The 18,691-nt window shown below is 35.5% G+C and carries 12 protein-coding genes; 10 read left to right on the top strand and 2 right to left on the bottom strand.

The features are described 5' to 3' along the window. Window positions 1-368: 368 nt before the first annotated feature. From BD809_RS08265 to BD809_RS08230, 8 genes are all read left to right on the top strand, one after another. Window positions 369-809, top strand: a complete 441-nt coding sequence (locus tag BD809_RS08265; RefSeq protein ID WP_148782499.1) for a hypothetical protein — start codon at window positions 369-371, stop codon at window positions 807-809. A gap of 30 nt (window positions 810-839) precedes the next feature. Then, complete coding sequence (locus tag BD809_RS08260; protein WP_148782498.1) at window positions 840-1,364, top strand: DUF421 domain-containing protein; 525 nt, start codon at window positions 840-842, stop codon at window positions 1,362-1,364. 263 nt (window positions 1,365-1,627) lie between these two features. Continuing rightward, the gene (locus BD809_RS08255) at window positions 1,628-2,506 is read left to right on the top strand and encodes a bile acid:sodium symporter family protein (RefSeq protein WP_148782497.1); all 879 of its coding nucleotides are present in this window, start codon (window positions 1,628-1,630) and stop codon (window positions 2,504-2,506) included. Between the two features lie 558 nt (window positions 2,507-3,064). Further along, entirely contained in the window at window positions 3,065-4,306 is a 1,242-nt protein-coding gene (locus BD809_RS08250; protein WP_148782496.1) for a serine hydrolase domain-containing protein, read from the top strand. Window positions 4,307-4,324: 18 nt separating this feature from the next. After that, entirely contained in the window at window positions 4,325-4,564 is a 240-nt protein-coding gene (locus BD809_RS08245; protein WP_148782495.1) for a hypothetical protein, read from the top strand. A gap of 321 nt (window positions 4,565-4,885) precedes the next feature. Continuing rightward, entirely contained in the window at window positions 4,886-6,916 is a 2,031-nt protein-coding gene (locus tag BD809_RS08240; protein ID WP_148782494.1) for a S9 family peptidase, read from the top strand. Between the two features lie 286 nt (window positions 6,917-7,202). Further along, complete coding sequence (locus tag BD809_RS08235) at window positions 7,203-8,975, top strand: DUF885 domain-containing protein (RefSeq protein WP_148782493.1); 1,773 nt, start codon at window positions 7,203-7,205, stop codon at window positions 8,973-8,975. Between the two features lie 419 nt (window positions 8,976-9,394). Then, on the top strand, window positions 9,395-9,973 hold the full coding sequence (locus tag BD809_RS08230; RefSeq protein WP_246131469.1) for a mechanosensitive ion channel domain-containing protein: 579 nt from the start codon (window positions 9,395-9,397) through the stop codon (window positions 9,971-9,973). A gap of 19 nt (window positions 9,974-9,992) precedes the next feature. On the opposite strand, the gene BD809_RS08225 is transcribed toward BD809_RS08230, so the two are convergent. Both BD809_RS08225 and BD809_RS08220 read right to left on the bottom strand, forming a co-directional pair. Then, window positions 9,993-10,961, bottom strand: a complete 969-nt coding sequence (locus BD809_RS08225) for a mechanosensitive ion channel family protein (protein ID WP_148782492.1) — start codon at window positions 10,959-10,961, stop codon at window positions 9,993-9,995. 5 nt (window positions 10,962-10,966) lie between these two features. Further along, a complete protein-coding gene (locus BD809_RS08220) occupies window positions 10,967-13,966 on the bottom strand; it encodes an AAA family ATPase (RefSeq protein ID WP_148782491.1) in 3,000 nt (999 codons plus the stop codon). Between the two features lie 427 nt (window positions 13,967-14,393). Between BD809_RS08220 and BD809_RS08215 the strand changes: the two genes are divergently transcribed. Both BD809_RS08215 and BD809_RS08210 read left to right on the top strand, forming a co-directional pair. After that, complete coding sequence (locus tag BD809_RS08215; protein WP_148782490.1) at window positions 14,394-14,789, top strand: HYC_CC_PP family protein; 396 nt, start codon at window positions 14,394-14,396, stop codon at window positions 14,787-14,789. Window positions 14,790-14,901: 112 nt separating this feature from the next. Then, window positions 14,902-18,663 carry an efflux RND transporter permease subunit gene (locus tag BD809_RS08210; protein WP_148782489.1) on the top strand — a complete coding sequence of 1,254 codons (3,762 nt, stop codon included), beginning with the start codon at window positions 14,902-14,904 and terminating at the stop codon, window positions 18,661-18,663. The last annotated feature ends 28 nt before the right edge of the window (window positions 18,664-18,691 follow it).

The following is an 18,691-nucleotide window of genomic DNA, read 5'->3' as shown; positions in this document are numbered from 1 at the left end:
TACAACATTTTGTTTGATACGTGAATTACAGCAAACTACAATAATTTGTTGAAATATTAATTTTTGTACCGGATTACTATCTTAAATTTTTCTAGTTCATTGAAGGATAACACTATTATAGGTATGCAATAGATCAAAGCAGCTAAGTAATAGAGAGAATCAAGAACGGTCGCATTTATAGCAGTACGAAATAAGGTTGAAATATAAAGAAATCAAGTAACCAACGCGCAGATGACGAAAAACGACTCACATCATACTGAATATCAATTATTGTGATTACTCGTGTTCGCCCAAACACGATAATTGATTGAAAGAACTTCATTAAAAAAAGAAATCAATTTGCCAACTACATTGCAAAATTATCACATATGAAAAATAAAATAAGTATATTCATAGCTGTCCTTTTACTTGGGTATGGTATAATTAGAGTTGGTGTTGGTGGCGCATTACTCGCTCAAACATTTGAAATTGTAAATATTTCAGAATTGAATGAGGCGACCTTGGAAGTAAAACAGTTTATTGATGCTAGGGCAAGCAAACAACAGGTATCTTTAACGCCCATAGAATATTTTGCATATATCTCGATGATGGGTGTATTGCTAACTGTGGGTGCTATCGGAATTATTGCTCGCAAAAAATGGGGGTTTATTTTGCTATGGATTTATATAGCAAGTCATGCTGCATTGTTCATAAATTTCAAGGAAATTAACCCTAAAATTTTTGTCCTATTACTGCAAGTGATTTTACTTGTTGTTTTGATTTATTTACGACCATCAAGATCCTCGTATGCTTTAGAAGAAACAAATTAAATATAAATAACAAAATTTAAAATATTTTCAATGGAATGGATTTATAATTTTAAGGACCCACTTTGGGAAACATTTGTAGGAAGTATATTAATTTTTGTGGCTGTCGTTACCTTAACACGGATTATTGGGCTGAGATCTTTTGCAAAATTCACAGCATATGATTTTGCATTCACAGTTGCAATTGGTAGTATCATATCCTCAACGCTAACATCGAGTACGAGCATTTCACACGGTGCAACGGCAATTGCTAGTTTACTGATTCTAACATATATATTTTCCTACTTGCAAAGAAAGTTCTCTATGGTGAGTGCTATAATTTCTAATAAGCCATTGTTGCTTATGAATGGGAATGAAATCCTGTACGATAATCTAAAGTACGCTCGTATCGAAAAAACGCAGCTAATCGCCAAACTTAGAGAGGCTAATGTATTAGATTTTGACCAAGTTGAGGCTGTAGTTTTAGAGTCTACAGGGGATATATCTGTGCTACACAAATCAAGCTCGGAAATGAATTTGAATTCGGATATATTAGAAGGGGTTAGAAAAAAACCTTAATCCAAGTATACTAGTAAGTTATCCTAGCGCACAGTTTACTTTCATAACGACTTTAATTATATGTCATAGTAGATACTTACATTTAATACTTATGAAAGAGTTTTTTCTTTTTGTAACTAACAATATTCTTGAGAGTGCCTATAAATTGCTGATGATGTTTGATTATGGTAGAATAATGCTGAAAGAAAGAAGATTAGATAATAACAATCAACCTAATGTTTGTTAATTCAAGCAGCGTATAAATATTAATAATTTATTAGCCTATGACAGCAGCTGAACTAATAGGGAAAGTGTTCCTGCCACTATCTCTAGCAATTATTATGTTAGGAATGGGAATGACGCTAGTTCCTGCCGATTTCACGAGAATCGTTAAATTTCCGAAAGCTTTTTTGATCGGTCTTACCAATCAACTTATTTTCTTACCTATTATTGGCTTTCTGTTAGCCATCACTTTTGATCTGAGTCCGGTCATGGCTGTGGGCGTCATGATTTTGGCAACTTGCCCTGGCGGTGCAACCAGTAATTTGATAACGCAGGTATGTAAGGGAAATATTGCGCTATCCGTTACCTTGACCGCTTTTGCTAGTGTTGTAAGTATATTTACCATACCGTTTATCCTATCGTACGCATTGGCCTATTTTGATAGTACTACAGATATCGCAATACAATTACCTGTACTAGATACTATCGTACAAATAATGGGAATAACGGTTATACCTATTTCCATAGGAATGCTCATTCGAAAATATAAAACCAATTTTGCAAAACGAATGGAAAAACCAATGCGTACGGCTTCTACGATAATTTTTATATTAGTATTTATAGCAGTATTGGGAGCCAATGCGGCTATTTTAGTGGATGGAATGAAAGCTGCCGGACTCGTTACACTAGTATTAAATCTTGTGACCATGGGTGTAGGCTATTTGACAGCCAAATTATTTAAGCTGAAATTAGAAAGCGTTATTTCAATTACAATTGAGAGTGGTATTCAAAACGGCACATTGGCGTTTGTAATTGCAACTTCAATATTAAACAATATAGAAATGGGAATTCCAATCGGTGCTTATTCTATATGGATGTTCATAACAGGGGGAATTCTAATGTGGCAATTTGGAAGGAGAACTGTGACAGCCTCTGTTTAGGATAAATACAATGATCAAAAAATGTAGGTACTAGTCAGCCATATTGAAGTATATTTGTGAGTTTAACATCAATCCTGCTTTAATTGTCAACAAACCTAAGGAGTGCTTTATAATGGGAGCAAGAGTTTTAAGGTGGGTGACTGGGTTGATTTTTATTTTAAACAATTAGGATGGAGCTATCAGAATGGAGTAGAAGAAATGAACCGAAAGAACTACCGAAATTAAATATAAAAGACTGTGTAACTATTCAAACTATATGATTCCTTTGTTTGAGCTTTCGTGTATTGTCTTCGTAAAACTATGTTTAGACGTGTTGGTTTGACTTACAAGTAGTAGATAGATGCTATTCTTTTTTCTATAATAAATGGTTTTTAGTACTTTTATTACTGTATATCGGTCAACGCTTCTTGCATAGTATACTCGGCAGATAAAGTACAAGAAGAAATCATACTATTTCATTTCCAATGATAATTGTAATAGTATCGAATTTGAATCGTCTCTAAAGTAAAGTTAGTAATAATCCATATTTTTTGTTTAATATTTTTAGTACTATTTTGCATGTCAGGATACTCACAGTCAATTTCTGATATTGCTACCCTTGAAATATCAATTAAGAACAAAATATCAAATAAAGAAATTCCTTCTGTTGTATTTGCTGTCTCAAAAAATGGAAAGACTATATATCAAAAGGCATTTGGAAAAGCAGATATAGCAAACAATATAAGTGCTACTATAAATACTACCTATCAAATAGCGTCTATATCCAAAGCTTTAACCGTCACCGGAATAATGGTTCTTGATGAGCAAAATATAATTGATATAGATCTTGCTGCTGAAAATTATATGGGGAAGTTACGTTTCCAAAATTTCTTTGACGTAAAAGGTACGGTTACAGTGCGTAATTTGCTAGATCATACTTCGGGCTTTGGTACCTATTTCGACATAAGTTATGCTGATGAAAGTAGACCTATACCTTCTTTTGAAGAAGCATTTGATACATTCGGAACCCTTCATCATCCCCCAAATCTCATTTCTGAATATTCAAATTTAGGGTATGGGTTGTTGGATTATATTATTACTACTAATAGCGGAAAGACTTATCATGCTTTTATGCAGGAAAAAGTGTTTGATCCGTTGGGCATGAAGCATTCTTATGTTCAAGGATACAAAAATAGTTTGAAGGAAGAGATTCAAGAAGCCAAGAAATATACTGCTGGTTTGGTAGAGCTTCCGGACGTTATTAATAATACTCCGGGCTCAGGAAATATCTATACAAGTATTACTGACTTAATTCAATTTGGAAATTTTCATCTAAAAACACACCCGAAAACCATTTTGTCTGCTCAAGGCATAGAACAAATACATAATTACAAAAATCCAGATGCGCTTTTTCATTATCATAAGTATGCATACTATGGACTCGGATGGTATGTGAAACCAAACGATAATGGTTATAGGATCGTTTGGCACGAAGGAGGGATGATGGGAGCAAGTGCTACACTAAAGCTTATACCTGAAGAGAAGATTGCTATAACGGTCATGATCAATTCATCAAATAGAACTATATGTAATGAAATAGTTGATGAATTAACCAAAATAGTTTTACCGGCTTACTCTCCAACCAAATTAAATGAAATCACAGAAATAAGTGAGTATAGGTCAGTGGTGAACGATGAAAGATTTTTAGGAACCTGGTCTGGAAATGTTACCGTTGATAGTTTACAAATTCCGTTTTCATTAAATTTTAAAGAAGATGGAAGCACCATAGCATCCTATTTAGACCATACATATAAGTCCTAATTTACTCAAAATAACCCCATGCCCAATACAGAAGAACTTACAATGGCTATTTCAAATAAAAATTCTTTTATAGGACTAATTTTAGGGACGGTACCCTATAAAGCTTTGAGAAAGGAATATAGCCACCTACTCTCCCTCAAACTTTACCTCCAAAACGAGAGGCTAACGGGTATAATTATAGCGCTTGCGGCAGCTGAGAGGGAATATTACGCTTATCCATTTCATATTGATCTCAAAAAACAAATAGAAGAAGATTGATAGGGGTATAGCCATCATAATAGTGTAGTATTCGCTACTTAGTAATCATATTTCTTCCTCGTTTGCTAGTCTCTTTTGCATGTATCTTGTTGTTTTATCATTTCCTAAAAGAACAATGTCTTACCTCGTGTATCAACTGCGATTAACCATTCAAAATATTTTGACAACGTTCTGTTGCAAGTCTTCTTATTCTAAGCCAGCTCTTTACATATTCAAATTTTATATTGAAGATTATTTTGCTAAATTGGTACGCATAAATATCATATTTTTTAAAATTTAACCACTATTTACACCAAATTAATCCTTTTTAAGTCAATCGACATGAATCTTATCCATACAGTGTTATTACTCTTATTATCAATATCTACCCTGGGGTACAGTCAGGTAAAATCTAATCTAGAACTCATAGATATTTTTAATATGGAATTTGTATCTGACCCACAGATATCGCCAGATGGCTCCAAAGTTATCTATGTGAGAAATTTCAAAGATGTAATGACAGATAAAAATCTTTCAAATCTTTGGATCGTTAATTTTGATGGTTCTAACAATCGACCACTAACAACGGGCAACCAAAATGACTTTTACCCTAGATGGTCGCATGATGGAAAAAAAATAATTTTTAAATCTAACTCGGCCGATAACAAAATGAAACTCTATCTGATGTGGATGGATACTAAGGAGTATGTAGCTTTGACAAATAGCACTGAGGTACCTAAAGAAGTAACCTGGTCACATGACGATAAGAGTTTAGCATTTAACATGTTTGTTCCCAAAAAGAAAGAGTCCATTGTGAAAATGCCTAGTAAACCTGAGGGGGCCGAATGGAACACACCTCCCACATATATTGATGATATAAACTATCGTGGAGACGGGCAAGGGTATTTAAAGAGCGGTTCTACCCAATTGTTCACTTTACCAATTGAAGGTGGTACCCCAAGACAGCTCACCTTTACTGATTTTGATCATGGACGGCCCGTTTGGTCAAAAAACGATGCATTACTTTACTTTAATGCTAATTTCCACACACCAGATGAAATGGAGCCGATTGATAGCGAAATATATCAGTTAGCCTTAAATGATGGTAAAATCAAACCTTTAACAACGCGTTATGGACCGGATAATACCCCTGTGGTATCACCTAACGGAACTAAAATAGCTTATGTAGGGTTTGACGATACTTATCAAGGGTATCAAATTACAAATCTATATGTAATGAATGCGGATGGGACAAACTCTGAATTGATTTCTGCCGATTTTGATAGAGATATTAAAAATATTAACTGGAGTAAAGACGGTAAGGGGCTTTATTTTCAATATGATGACCAAGGAAAGACTAAATTAGCATATATCACGTTAGCAGGAAAAGTCTCTGATATAATTGAAAACATGGGCGGCTTGTCACTTGGAAGACCTTATAATGCAGCAGATTACTCTGTATCCTCTACTAATAGATTTGCTTATACTCATGGGGGAATAGATCATCCAGCTGATTTGGGTGTGGCAGATTCAAAATCCAACAAGCGTATCACTAGGTTTAATGACGATTTGTTTTCCTTTAGAAATCTTGGAAATGTAGAAGAAATATGGTGGGAATCGTCATTTGATAAGCAAAAAATACAAGGATGGATCGTAACTCCGCCAAATTTTGATGCCAGCAAAAAGTATCCCATGATATTAGAAATTCATGGAGGACCTTTTGCAAGTTATGGATCGGTGTACGCTGCAGAAATTCAGGCTTATGCTGCTGCTGGCTATGTGGTGCTCTATTCTAATCCAAGAGGTAGCACAGGATATGGTGAGAAATTCGGAAATTTGATACATCATGATTATCCAAATCATGATTATGATGACCTTATGTCGGGAGTAGATGCAGTTATTAAAAAGGGATATATTGATGAAAATAATTTATTTGTAACCGGTGGAAGTGGTGGTGGCGTACTTACCGCCTGGATCGTAGGTAAGACCGACAGGTTTAGCGCTGCAGTGGTTGCTAAACCAGTCATCAATTGGTACAGTTTTGTTCTATATGCAGATGGAGTTCAGTATTTTTCAAAATATTGGTTTGCTAAAAAGCCATGGGAAGATCCTGAGAGTTACATAAAACGATCACCTCTATCCTACGTTGGCAATGTAACTACACCTACCATGTTGCTTACCGGGGACCAGGATTTTAGAACACCCATAGCAGAATCAGAACAATTTTATGCAGCCTTAAAGTTAGAAAATGTTGAATCTGCTATGGTTAGAATACCTGGAGCTTCTCATGGAATCGCCAACAGGCCAAGTAACTTAATTGCCAAAATAGCAAGTATTTTAGCGTGGTTTGATAAGTACAAGAGTGTTAATTAAGGATCTTTTTAAAAAACCCATGTATTAAAGTATTGGTTACAGTTAATCTATATAATTAAAGTTTATGCAACCATCGTATTTATGACTTTAGGATGAAAAGAAATGAGACAACAGCTTTAAGAATGTTTTACCTCATATAATTGAGCTAGAAAAGTGATACCTCAGTTAATACATTGTAACCTTTTCAACATAGATTTCCTTTTGACAAAATTTTAAATTATCGGATTTTAAAATTTTAAGTTTATTTTCACCGGACACTTACAATTAGATTCATAAAATATATAGAATGAACAAATTAATTTTATTATGTACCGCAGTAATACTTTTTTCATGTAAAAATGAAAATACTGAGAAGGAAGAATCATCGCAAACTAATTTCTCAACACTTCTCAAAGAATATAATGAAGAAGGCTATGAGTTGGATCCTATGATGGCAACCAATGCAGGTGATAGCAGATTTAATACGAAGTTTCCAAATGTTTTATCAGAAGAGTATAAGGCTAAAAAGAAAGCTTATTATACAAAATATAAGACAGTTCTAACTCAAATTGACACTTCTCATTTAACTGAAACAGAAAAAATGAGTAAAGCTGTGTTGTTGTGGGATTGCAACATTAATTTAGAGGCAATGACTTTTAATACCGATTTAATGCCTTTGGATCAGATGTGGTCTATTAATTTGTACTTCAATCAATATGCAGGTGGAACAAATGCGCAACCTTTTAAAACTGTTCAGGATTATAAAGATTGGTTAGTTCGAGTAGATGCATATCTCATTTGGCTCAACTCAGCTAAAAAAATGATGAAGAAGGGTATGGAAACCGGATACGTTTTACCCAAATCGTTAATTGTAAAAGTAATTCCTCAATTTGAAGCATTAGCAGAGCTTCCTGTTGAAGAACATTTGTACTACGCTCCTATAAAAAATATACCAGACAATTTTACAAAAGAGGAGATAAAGGAACTAACCGAAGCTTATAGAAGTATGGTAGAAACTAAAATCATACCGGCACATAAAGAAATGGTAACATTTTTGAATGGGGATTATTTGAGCAGCGGAAGAATGTCCAGCGGCATTACAGACACACCACTTGGTAGTGAGTATTATGCGCATCAGGTAAAAAAATATACTACTACAAATATGGCAGCTGATGAAATTCATGAACTAGGGCTGAAGGAAGTTTCCAGAATTCGTTCAGAAATGGAAGCTGTTAAAGAAGAAGTTGGTTTTAAAGGAGATTTAAAAGCTTTTTTTATGCATGTCCGAACAAACAAAGATTTAATGCCGTTTACAGAGCGTTCTCAAGTGATTGCGTTTTATGATAGTATTCACCAAGTTATGAAACCACAAATTGATAAACTTTTCGGAAATCAACCTACAACCGCATTCGAAGTAAGAAGAACCGAACCTTTTAGAGAAAAATCAGCAGCGGCAAATTACAATCCGGGCTCCATTGATGGTAGCAGACCAGGAATATTCTATACACCAATTCCAGAGGTAGAAAAATATAATATATACGATAAAGAAGATCTGTTTTTACATGAAGCCATCCCGGGACATCATTTTCAAATTTCATTGGCACAAGAAAATGATGAACTTCCGGATTTTAGAAAAACATTGTGGTATAGTGCCTACGGAGAGGGTTGGGCATTATATACCGAATCAATGGGTAAAGAGTTAGGATTGTATAAGGATCCCTATCAGTATTTCGGAATGTTAAGTGGAGAGATGCATAGAGCTGTCAGATTAGTAGTAGATACGGGTTTACACGCTAAGGGTTGGACTAGAGAACAAGCCATTGCATATTCTTTAGATAATGAAGCCGAATCCGAGGCCAGCATAACAAGTGAAATTGAAAGATATATGGCCAATCCAGGTCAAGCCTTGTCTTATAAAATTGGACAATTAAAAATCAGAGAATTACGTGCAAAATCGGAAGAATTGCTTGGTGAAAAATTTGATATTCGCGAGTTTCACAATCAAGTGTTGGAAACAGGATGTATTCCCCTTCAATTACTTGAACAAAAAATTGATACTTGGTTAATGGCTGGTAAATAGCTAGGTTTTGAGTACACTATATCTCATGGACTGTTTTAAAACGGATACTCATCCATTACTTAAATCATTTTTGGCAGCTCTGGATCGTAGAGCTGCCATTTTTATAATTAGATTACTCAAGTACTTTTTGCTAATAAATATTAACTGAGAGTTGATTATAATTCAACTTCATTCGTAAACTACTTTTTTATTGTGTAATTACCTAGGATCAACAGGATGTTGATTTCCTAACACAATTGTGCCCAGTATTATGAAATGCTAATTAATCAGCGTAAAAGGAGGGTATTCTTATTGACCTCTTCTGCTTTTCATTCTCTTGAAAAAAGACAGTTAAAATTTTAAATAAAAATACTGTCCTAATCTATTTTAGCTGCTATTTTAATGAAATATGATTTATTTTTACTTTAAAAAAATTGCACATGAATTTGATGATTTATAAAGAGGAATTGGTGTATACTTTAGCACTTATATGCTTGTCGATAGCTATTATCATAATTACTAAAAGAGCGATCAAAAAATTCACCTTTGTGCGGGCCATCGAGGTAAATCGAAGAAAAGTAATCTTTAATCTGGCATATTTATTAACATACCTGATTACCGGAACGATTTTGGCAATTATATGGGGCGTGGATATTAAACAATTTTCTGTTTTTATTTCTTCAATTCTGGCAGTACTTGGCGTTGGTTTCTTTGCGCAGTGGTCCATACTTTCCAATCTAACCTCAAGTGTAATTTTGTTTTTTAATCATCCTGTTAGAATAGGGGACAGGGTTAGAATATTAGATAAAGATTTTGACTGGACGGGAATTGTTCAAGACATTACCGGGTTTTACTTTTTTATGCAAACAGACAAGGGTGAGAATATATCGTTACCCAATTCGTTGGTTATGCAAAAAGGTATACAAATATTAGATAAAGAAGAAATATTAGCTGATGAACTATATGCTAAAGATTCTGCATCTCCAGTAGTCAAAAAGAATGAAGATTTTACCGACTAGCTGGTGATATAAGAAACATTTAATTTAAATCTTCAGGATCCATTAATTTTTCTTCTAACAACTGTTTCATCACAATCTCTGTCATGTCACTTTTGAAAGCAAACTCATAACGAATATCGATAACATAGGCTTTTAATCTCATTTTTAAATAGGATCGTTTCTCCTTTACTTCGTTAAAAAATAATACAGCAATAGGTTTATTCAGATAAATATATTTTGATACTTGGGCTGATTCTATAGCGACTTGTCTAACGCGGTTTGTATTTACCGTAATCGGAAGATAAATTTCTGCTACCACCTGGCAATTAGCTTCTCCATTATTAGCATTTGAGACAGATTTGTTCATCAACTCGCCATTAGGAATACTTACCAAAGAATCATCAGGTGTTATAATGCGAATCGATCTCAATCCTATTTCGATTACCTCTCCATAAAAACTACCAACCTCAATTTTATCACCCACTTTGAAAGGGCGATCTAACAAAATCATCACTCCGCCAAAAACATTTTTAAGAATATCCTGAGCAGCAAATCCAATAGCAATACCAAGGGAAGCCATGACAGCGATCACGGTAGCAGCAGGGGGTTGAAAAATACCAATAACAATAAGTATCATGACAAAAATCCATCCAAAGATTTTTACGATAGGAATCAAGCCTTTGATAGTAATACGTTGCGTAGTAAATTTTTCAGCAAAACGTTCGAGAACTGTGACAATAAAACGGATTAGAAGGTATCCAATAAGGACCAACAATAACGACCAAAATATTTTACTGAAAGAAAAGAATTTCCAAATAGGAGGGGGGGTAAGATCTTCAATTAGTTCTTTTTCTACTTTTTCTGCAATTTCTTGTGTAGTCCCTTCTACCTCAATAACTTTTAGGGTGTCTACACGTACCGTGCTATCCTTTTGTATAGGTGCTATTTGTTGCGCGCTAGCAAACAGGCTCACCAATACTAACAGTAGGATCCAAAAATTTTTGATCATGGTTTTTAGTATATAAAGTTTTTACTCCTTAAGAGGGTTGTTATTTGTCGGTATAACAAGATGTTGATGTTATAATAACCCTCCTCATCTAGTGTCAATAAGCCATTTTCATACAAAGAATTGATGATACGAGATACTTTTTGCCTATCAAAACCTGATAAACTAACAATTTCCTCAGCTTTTAATTTTTCTTGTAAAACTATAGCATGTAATATAAAGAGCTTATTAGAAGCTAATTTCTCAAGAAAGGTTACATCAATACTTTTTAGCGAGCGCAACGTAATCACGTTGTCTGATACGGTTGTAGTAGAGCGTAACCAATAGGTGAATGCTATCTTAGAATTACTTCTTGCAATTTTGTTTAAATCCTTAAAGAAATCTTCTCTTAACATTCGCTGTTTGTCTTTATCGTTAGATTTCAATAATTTTTTAGTCATGTATTCTTTAGGAGGTTCTTCAAATAACAGATCGTAGCCACTTTTTTTATGCCGCTGCAACAAAGCATGGGTCATGGTATCATTATCAATGTCATCAATATCTATTCGATAGGGAAAATGCTCCGAAATTTGTAAAGATTTATCGAGGTATTGATAGGAATATTTTGAACAAGTAAGTATCCATAATACTGAAGCATGCGTAGCGTATAGGAGTTCGGAAATTTGGTGTAGTACTGCAAAGCCATTGACTTTTCTGACAAATAAAAATTGAATATTCTCTAAAACTACAACTTTCTTACTACCCGAATTGAAATATGTGACCCACTCCTCAAAAGTTTGATATTGCTGTCCAAAAGATTGATTTAAAAAGGCAAAAAATTCTTGCGTTGTATATAAGGTGTCTTTTGGCGCTAATAAATAGGTTTTAGTCGCTTTAGGAATTGTATTGATGAATGAATGTAGCAACGAAGTTTTACCAGATCCTCGTTCTCCGGAAATAATAACCGTTGCGTAACGATTACGTTTCCAGGATTCAAGCGCTGTGTTAAGGGTAGCCAAATCTTGTGTTCTACCCACAAAAAGATCCTCGTTTGTAAAAGTTTCCGAATGAAACAATCGTTTATAGACAAAAGGTAACTGTTCCAGAGCTTCTTTTTCTTCTTTCAAAAATTCAGAAAGATCCTTTGATATGGACGTTGCAGGTTTATAAATCCCGGTTCGCAATAAAAAACCTTGTATAGTACCTTTGGACTTGACCCATGTTGACCGTAGCGTAGCGAGTGCAATGGGTATAAAGTTTTTGATGGTTGTTACAACCTTTTGTTTGAGCGCTTTACTTTTTTCAACAGATTTAGCCTTGGCAATTGTTAGTCGTATATTATAAATGTTCTCTGTCTCGGTAAGCGCTATACTGTTTTTAATAAAATCATCTATTCCAGGATATAGTATTTGATGGTTAGTAGTTTCCCATTCGAGTACTGATTGTTTTAAAGTTGTTATTTTATCAAGACTTCTTTGTATTCCGTCAACTGCTACTGTCTTAGGATCATCTCCAATAGATTTTTCATCAAACAATGATAAAGCTGATTCCAGATTAAATTCAATAATCTGACCAAAAGCTTCAATGGTTTCTACCACCTCATTAATACGAACTGACATATCAATCTTTGCGGTATTTATTTTTTTAGAAAATAACGGCCAACTTTCATAATTAATTAGTTCAGAAGGCGAGGTGTAATTTATATCTGATGCTTTGGTAGGTGTCAAGTAATCACTATCCGTACTGATTGCTCGCTTTTGCGAAACGTTTTTAAGCTGCTCTTGTATTGCCGACTCAAAATTTGTTAGCACTACTGGGAGATCTTGTGATGAGATGAAAGTAGTAGAATCAACTATGATTTTCGGAATGAATTTTTTGCGTATCGTCTCAATTTCGTCCTTGATCATTACTTTGAGCTCCGAACCTTTGTCAGTTTCTAAAATTCTGTTTTTAATTACGTTTAAATACGCAACTATAGTATTGAGATGTGTAGAGATTAAAACCGCGCGATCAGCGATTTGTTTTTTAGCACTATAATAATCAGACAATATGGTAAAAACTATACTGTAGATTTCATTATCCAGTCCCCAATCGTCTTTTAGCACTTCATAGGTACTGTCCCAGCGCTGTTCATTTTTGAGTAATAACAGCTCTGTTTGCTTTTGTCTTTCACTTAACTTTTGAGGGCTAAATTCGTTTTTGGACAACTCAACTGTATCAGCTTTAGAGATAGCATCCTTGTATAAGGTAAAAACTTCATTAAAAATAGCATCGACCTTTTTACTCAGCGCTTCAATTTTGTCAGTTATCCGTACCCTTAATTCTAAGGAGGCTATAGAGAGTGAGGATACATCAAAACTCTCATTTCCTTCTAGAAAGGAATTAATTTTTTTATCAATTTCGTAGTCTATAGACCAATACATGTTTGTTACCGCAGTAATTTCTTTATAAGCTTCATTAACCAGCGGCAGGAGTCTGTGTGTAAACTCAGATTTAAAATAAAATTGAGTAAGGTTTTTTAAAGGAATTGTTTGCTTCCAATAATGAATTGGTTTTTCAGTTTTTTTGAATAATCGTCTAAAAATGTTGGCAAAGCGAACAGGAAGTTTACTTAACTTAAAGGCTGTTCGCTTAGTGTATTTTTTGAATTTTATAGTTCTTGTATCTGTGGTATCTGGATAAAAGCGCGCGCTATCCTGAACTCTGCTAACCGTTTCTTCCAATGTTTCAAGATATTGATCGAGAACTGCATGATATTCTTGAAATGGGTGATTGGAAATCGTATACTTATGGGGTGTGAAATAGTTCTCTATGTATTTATTTAGATCTTTCTTATAAGCTATGAAACTTTTGAGCGCATCTTTCTTTTCAGAAGCTGTAAAAGTCTTGGATTGCAACACTTTTTGAACCTCCTGAATGCTCAATATAATAGTATGATGCATCTCTAGCCGCTGGTTAAAAACCGGTAGAAGTTTTTCTCGATAAATGTTTTCTAGTGATTCCCTAGACTTTAGTATACTTTCTTCCATAGAGAAGATTCGTTAGGAATTAGGTTTTTAATGTATAGTTACTGTTCTATTAGAGAGGCGAAATATAACTAAAAGATTTAGTATTGGATGATAAAAATATCATACTTGAAAATTATGGTAACCGGTAGCATTATTCACACTTCATAGTTACAATTTCAAAGTACATGTATTGTAATGTCTTTAAGTATGAGGTACAATTGAGTATTCTAAACGGTCATATGATACTATGATTTTTCAAATATACTGTACTAATTAGTGGTTGAAGTTAAAGAATTAGAAAGAAGTAAACCAGTATATATGTTTACGTACTTTATAAAAGATTTAACACGATTAACGCTATCCATGCGAAATTTGGGAGTTTAATTATGTATTGATTTCACAATATTATGTACTTTTGTAGGTAATGAGAAGTCTATTCAACAAATTTATGGCAGCTTTCATGGCATGTATAGTGCTAGGGACTACTATGTCATTCACTGTTGATATGCACTTTTGTGGGGATACCATAGTAGATTTTTCATTTGTTCAAAAAGCCAAATCTTGTGGGATGGATATGATTCATGGATCTTTGGATTGTGAATCTCCTTTAATCTCGCAAAACACGTGTTGTTCTGATACTCAACTTTTGGTAGAGGGACAAGATGAATTAAACACCTCTTTTGATTCATTAGCTTTTGAGCAACAAACTTTTGTTGCAGCATTTTTTTATTCCTATTCACTTCTTTTTGATGCGGTTGATAGCCATACTTTGACAAAACCTGATTACAGGCGGGCATGGGGAGCACAAGATCTGCATATCCTTCATCAGATCTTTCTTATTTGATTTTTAAATAGTTATCCAGTAGGTTCAAAAACTTAAATTTTTTGGATCCATGCGGGTGCAGTTTTTATTTCATAAACTGTACTATGTTTATAACATTTAACTATCTAATGCTATGCTTAATAAAGCTATTAAATTTTTAATCGAAAACAAGCTTGTTGCATTTCTTACACTGATCTTATTTATTGGTTGGGGACTTGTACATGCTCCATTTGGTTGGGATACCGGCTTTTTACCATCAAATCCCGTCGCTGTAGACGCTATTCCGGATATTGGTGAAAATCAACAAATTGTATTTACAAAATGGGAAGGTCAATCTCCGCAAGACATAGAAAATCAAATTACGTATCCCTTGACCACCTCATTGCTGGGAATTCCCGGAGTAAAAACGATTCGAAGTTCTTCGATGTTCGGTTTTTCCAGTATTTATGTCATTTTTGAGGAGGATATAGAATTTTACTGGTCCCGTAGCCGTATTCTTGAAAAGTTGAATTCATTACCTTCTAATCTACTGCCGCAAGGAGTGAATCCATCTCTTGGTCCCGATGCTACTGGTTTAGGGCAGATTTATTGGTATACTTTAGAAGGTCGAGATACAGACGGAAATGTAACCGGAGGATGGGACTTACACGAATTGCGTAGCATTCAGGATTACTATGTGAAGTATGCATTATCCGGTGCGAGTGGTGTATCAGAAGTGGCATCCATAGGGGGGTATGTACAAGAATATCAGGTGGATGTCAATCCTGAATTAATGCGCCAATATAATATCGGACTTACCGATATTGTCAAAGCAGTCAAACAAAGTAATCAGGATATTGGCGCGCAAACCTTAGAAATTAATCAAGCCGAGTATTTAGTGCGGGGCTTAGGGTATATAAAGTCTATATCGGATATAGAGAACGCTGTAGTATCTTCAGAAAATTTTACGTCCCTTAGAATTAAGGATGTGGCTAATGTAGTGTTGGGACCTGCCACCCGACGCGGAATACTTGATAAGGAGGGTGCAGAAGTAGTAGGTGGTGTGGTGGTAGCTCGTTACGGAGCCAATCCAATGGAAGTAATCAATAACGTAAAGGAAAAAATCGATGAGTTAAAAGGTGGGTTACCTGCTAAAACTTTGTCTGACGGACGTACCTCACAACTTACCATTGTTCCATTTTATGATCGTACAGAACTTATAAACGAAACTTTAGGAACGCTTAGTGAGGCACTTACCTTGGAGATTCTCATTACTGTTTTAGTGATTATTATCATGGTATTTAACATAAGGGCTTCTATTCTTATTTCGGGACTTTTGCCGGTAGCTGTGTTGATGGTTTTTATAACAATGAAGCTTTTTAATGTAGATGCAAACATCGTTGCCTTGTCTGGAATTGCCATAGCTATTGGTACGATGGTGGATGTCGGTGTTATTCTGGCAGAGAACATGATACGACATCTGGAAGACCCTGATCGTAATCCTGATCTGTCAACCAATGAGATTGTGTACAATGCAACTGCCGAAGTTTCCGGAGCTATCTTAACAGCCGTATTAACGACTATCATCAGTTTTGTACCTGTATTTACCATGATAGGTGCCGAAGGAAAATTATTCAGACCCTTAGCCTTTACTAAAACTATGGCGCTGTCGGCATCTCTGGTAATTGCCCTTTTTCTAATTCCGCCGATTGCAGCTTACTTATTTAAGAAGAGAAAAATCAAGACTTCCTTTCAATATATTGTCAACGGCGTATTAATGCTTGCAGGAGTTTTAAGTCTAATCTACGGCTACTGGCTAGGAGGTATTCTAATCGCTTTTGGAGTCACTGGTATCTTGAGTTCAAAAGGATCGCTTTCGCGAAAGCAAACGAATCTGATAAACATTGTTATTTCAGCTCTCACAATTGTATTGTTACTGGGAGTATACTGGCGACCCCTTGGTTTTGATCGCAGTATTTTGATAAATCTCATTTTTGTGGCAATAATCTGTTTTGGGCTATTAGGAATTTTTTCGCTCTTAAGGATCTACTACGGCCGAATATTAAAGTGGGCTTTGCAACATAAATTCGTATTTCTAATCATACCGGCAACCATTCTGATATTGGGAGCAATCATCATGCAAAACACGGGAAAAGAATTTATGCCCTCACTCAACGAAGGCTCTTTTCTATTGATGCCAACCTCACTTCCGCATGCCGGAGTTGAAGAAAATAAACGTGTATTACAACAACTGGATATGGCAGTTGCTACGATTCCGGAGATAGAAACGGTAGTTGGAAAGGCAGGTCGAACCGAATCAGCGCTTGATCCTGCACCGCTTTCTATGTATGAAAATGTCATTCAATACAAGTCAGAATACATGCAGAATGCACAGGGTGAGGAGCAGCGATATAAGGTGAATGAAGATGGATGGTTTCTACTGAAAGATGGGAGGTATACGAATAATCCAAATGCCGAAACAGAAGAGAATGCCGGAGCATATGATAACTCAAAAGTAGTAAGTCCTTTTACTATTCATAAAGAACAATTAATAGCAGATGATGAGGGTGAATTCTACCGAAACTGGCGACCGGAGATTAAAACTCCAAATGATATTTGGAATGAAATCGTAAAAGTCACAAAATTACCCGGTGTCACTTCAGCTCCCAAATTACAGCCCATCGAAACCAGATTGGTAATGTTACAAACCGGTATGAGAGCTCCGATGGGCATCAAGGTAAAAGGGCAAGATCTGGCCAAAATAGAAGCTTTTGGTTTACAACTGGAAGAAATTCTGAAAAAGGTAGAAGGGGTAAAGAAACAAGCAGTCTTTGCAGACCGTATCGTAGGAAAACCCTACTTACTTATAGATATAAAGCGTGATCAACTAGCACGCTATGGAGCATCAATTACCGATGTACAAGAAATTTTGCAAGTGGCCGTTGGTGGCATGAGCCTCACGCAAACTGTAGAGGGACGTGAACGCTACGGGGTACGTGTACGCTATCCAAGAGAACTTCGCAGTACCCCCGAAGATCTCAAAAATATTTATGTTCCGGTAGAAAATGGAAGTCCGATACCTTTGGGTGAACTTGTCGAAATTCGTTATGAGCAAGGCCCACAAGTTATTAAGAGTGAAGATACCTTTTTGGTGGGGTATGTACTCTTTGATAAACTGGATGGTTTTGCAGAGGTGGATGTGGTTGAGAATTCCCAAGCTTTGATTCAGGATAGAATAAATTCTGGAGCACTCAAAGTTCCTAAAGGAATTAGTTATCAGTTTACAGGTACCTATGAAAATCAACTACGTGCCGAAAAAACACTTTCGGTGGTGGTACCATTAGCGTTGGCTATCATTTTCTTAATTCTTTATTTCCAGTTCAAATCGGTGTCAACCTCTCTCATGGTTTTTACCGGAATCACGGTGGCTTTTGCAGGTGGTTTTATTATGATCTGGCTCTATGGACAAGATTGGTTTTTCAATTTCAGTCTTTTCGGTGAAAATATGCGAGAACTCTTTAATATAAAAACTATTAATTTGAGCGTCGCTGTATGGGTTGGATTCATTGCACTGTTTGGTATTGCTACAGATGATGGGGTCGTGATGGCAACCTATCTTACACAAACATTTGACCGAGAGCAACCACGGGATGTAAAGCAGATAAGACGTGCTGCCTTAGAAGCTGCCGAAAAAAGAATACGTCCATGTCTTATGACTACAGTAACCACTACCTTGGCATTACTGCCCGTACTAACGTCTACCGGTAAGGGAAGTGATATTATGATCCCGATGGCCATTCCGATTTTTGGTGGGATGGTAATCGATATCACCTCCTATTTTATTGTCCCGGTACTGTATAGCTGGAAAAAAGAGTTTCAGCTAAAAAGAACTGAGAGAATAGCTCTCAAAGAGTAAAGATTTGTCTGGTCCAAGAAGGGGCTAG

Origin of the sequence: Aquimarina intermedia (assembly GCF_008124785.1) — a bacterium.
GTDB lineage: Bacteria > Bacteroidota > Bacteroidia > Flavobacteriales > Flavobacteriaceae > Aquimarina > Aquimarina intermedia.
The sequence above is the reverse complement of the archived record's forward strand: the minus strand, read 5'-3'. Positions and strand labels throughout refer to the sequence as shown.

Coding starts and splice junctions, on each gene's coding strand:
- BD809_RS08265 (WP_148782499.1), top strand. CDS start 369: ATGAAAAATAAAATAAGTATATTCATAGCTGTCCTTTTACTTGGGTAT.
- BD809_RS08260 (WP_148782498.1), top strand. CDS start 840: ATGGAATGGATTTATAATTTTAAGGACCCACTTTGGGAAACATTTGTA.
- BD809_RS08255 (WP_148782497.1), top strand. CDS start 1,628: ATGACAGCAGCTGAACTAATAGGGAAAGTGTTCCTGCCACTATCTCTA.
- BD809_RS08250 (WP_148782496.1), top strand. CDS start 3,065: ATGTCAGGATACTCACAGTCAATTTCTGATATTGCTACCCTTGAAATA.
- BD809_RS08245 (WP_148782495.1), top strand. CDS start 4,325: ATGCCCAATACAGAAGAACTTACAATGGCTATTTCAAATAAAAATTCT.
- BD809_RS08240 (WP_148782494.1), top strand. CDS start 4,886: ATGAATCTTATCCATACAGTGTTATTACTCTTATTATCAATATCTACC.
- BD809_RS08235 (WP_148782493.1), top strand. CDS start 7,203: ATGAACAAATTAATTTTATTATGTACCGCAGTAATACTTTTTTCATGT.
- BD809_RS08230 (WP_246131469.1), top strand. CDS start 9,395: ATGAATTTGATGATTTATAAAGAGGAATTGGTGTATACTTTAGCACTT.
- BD809_RS08225 (WP_148782492.1), bottom strand. CDS start 10,961: ATGATCAAAAATTTTTGGATCCTACTGTTAGTATTGGTGAGCCTGTTT.
- BD809_RS08220 (WP_148782491.1), bottom strand. CDS start 13,966: ATGGAAGAAAGTATACTAAAGTCTAGGGAATCACTAGAAAACATTTAT.
- BD809_RS08215 (WP_148782490.1), top strand. CDS start 14,394: ATGGCAGCTTTCATGGCATGTATAGTGCTAGGGACTACTATGTCATTC.
- BD809_RS08210 (WP_148782489.1), top strand. CDS start 14,902: ATGCTTAATAAAGCTATTAAATTTTTAATCGAAAACAAGCTTGTTGCA.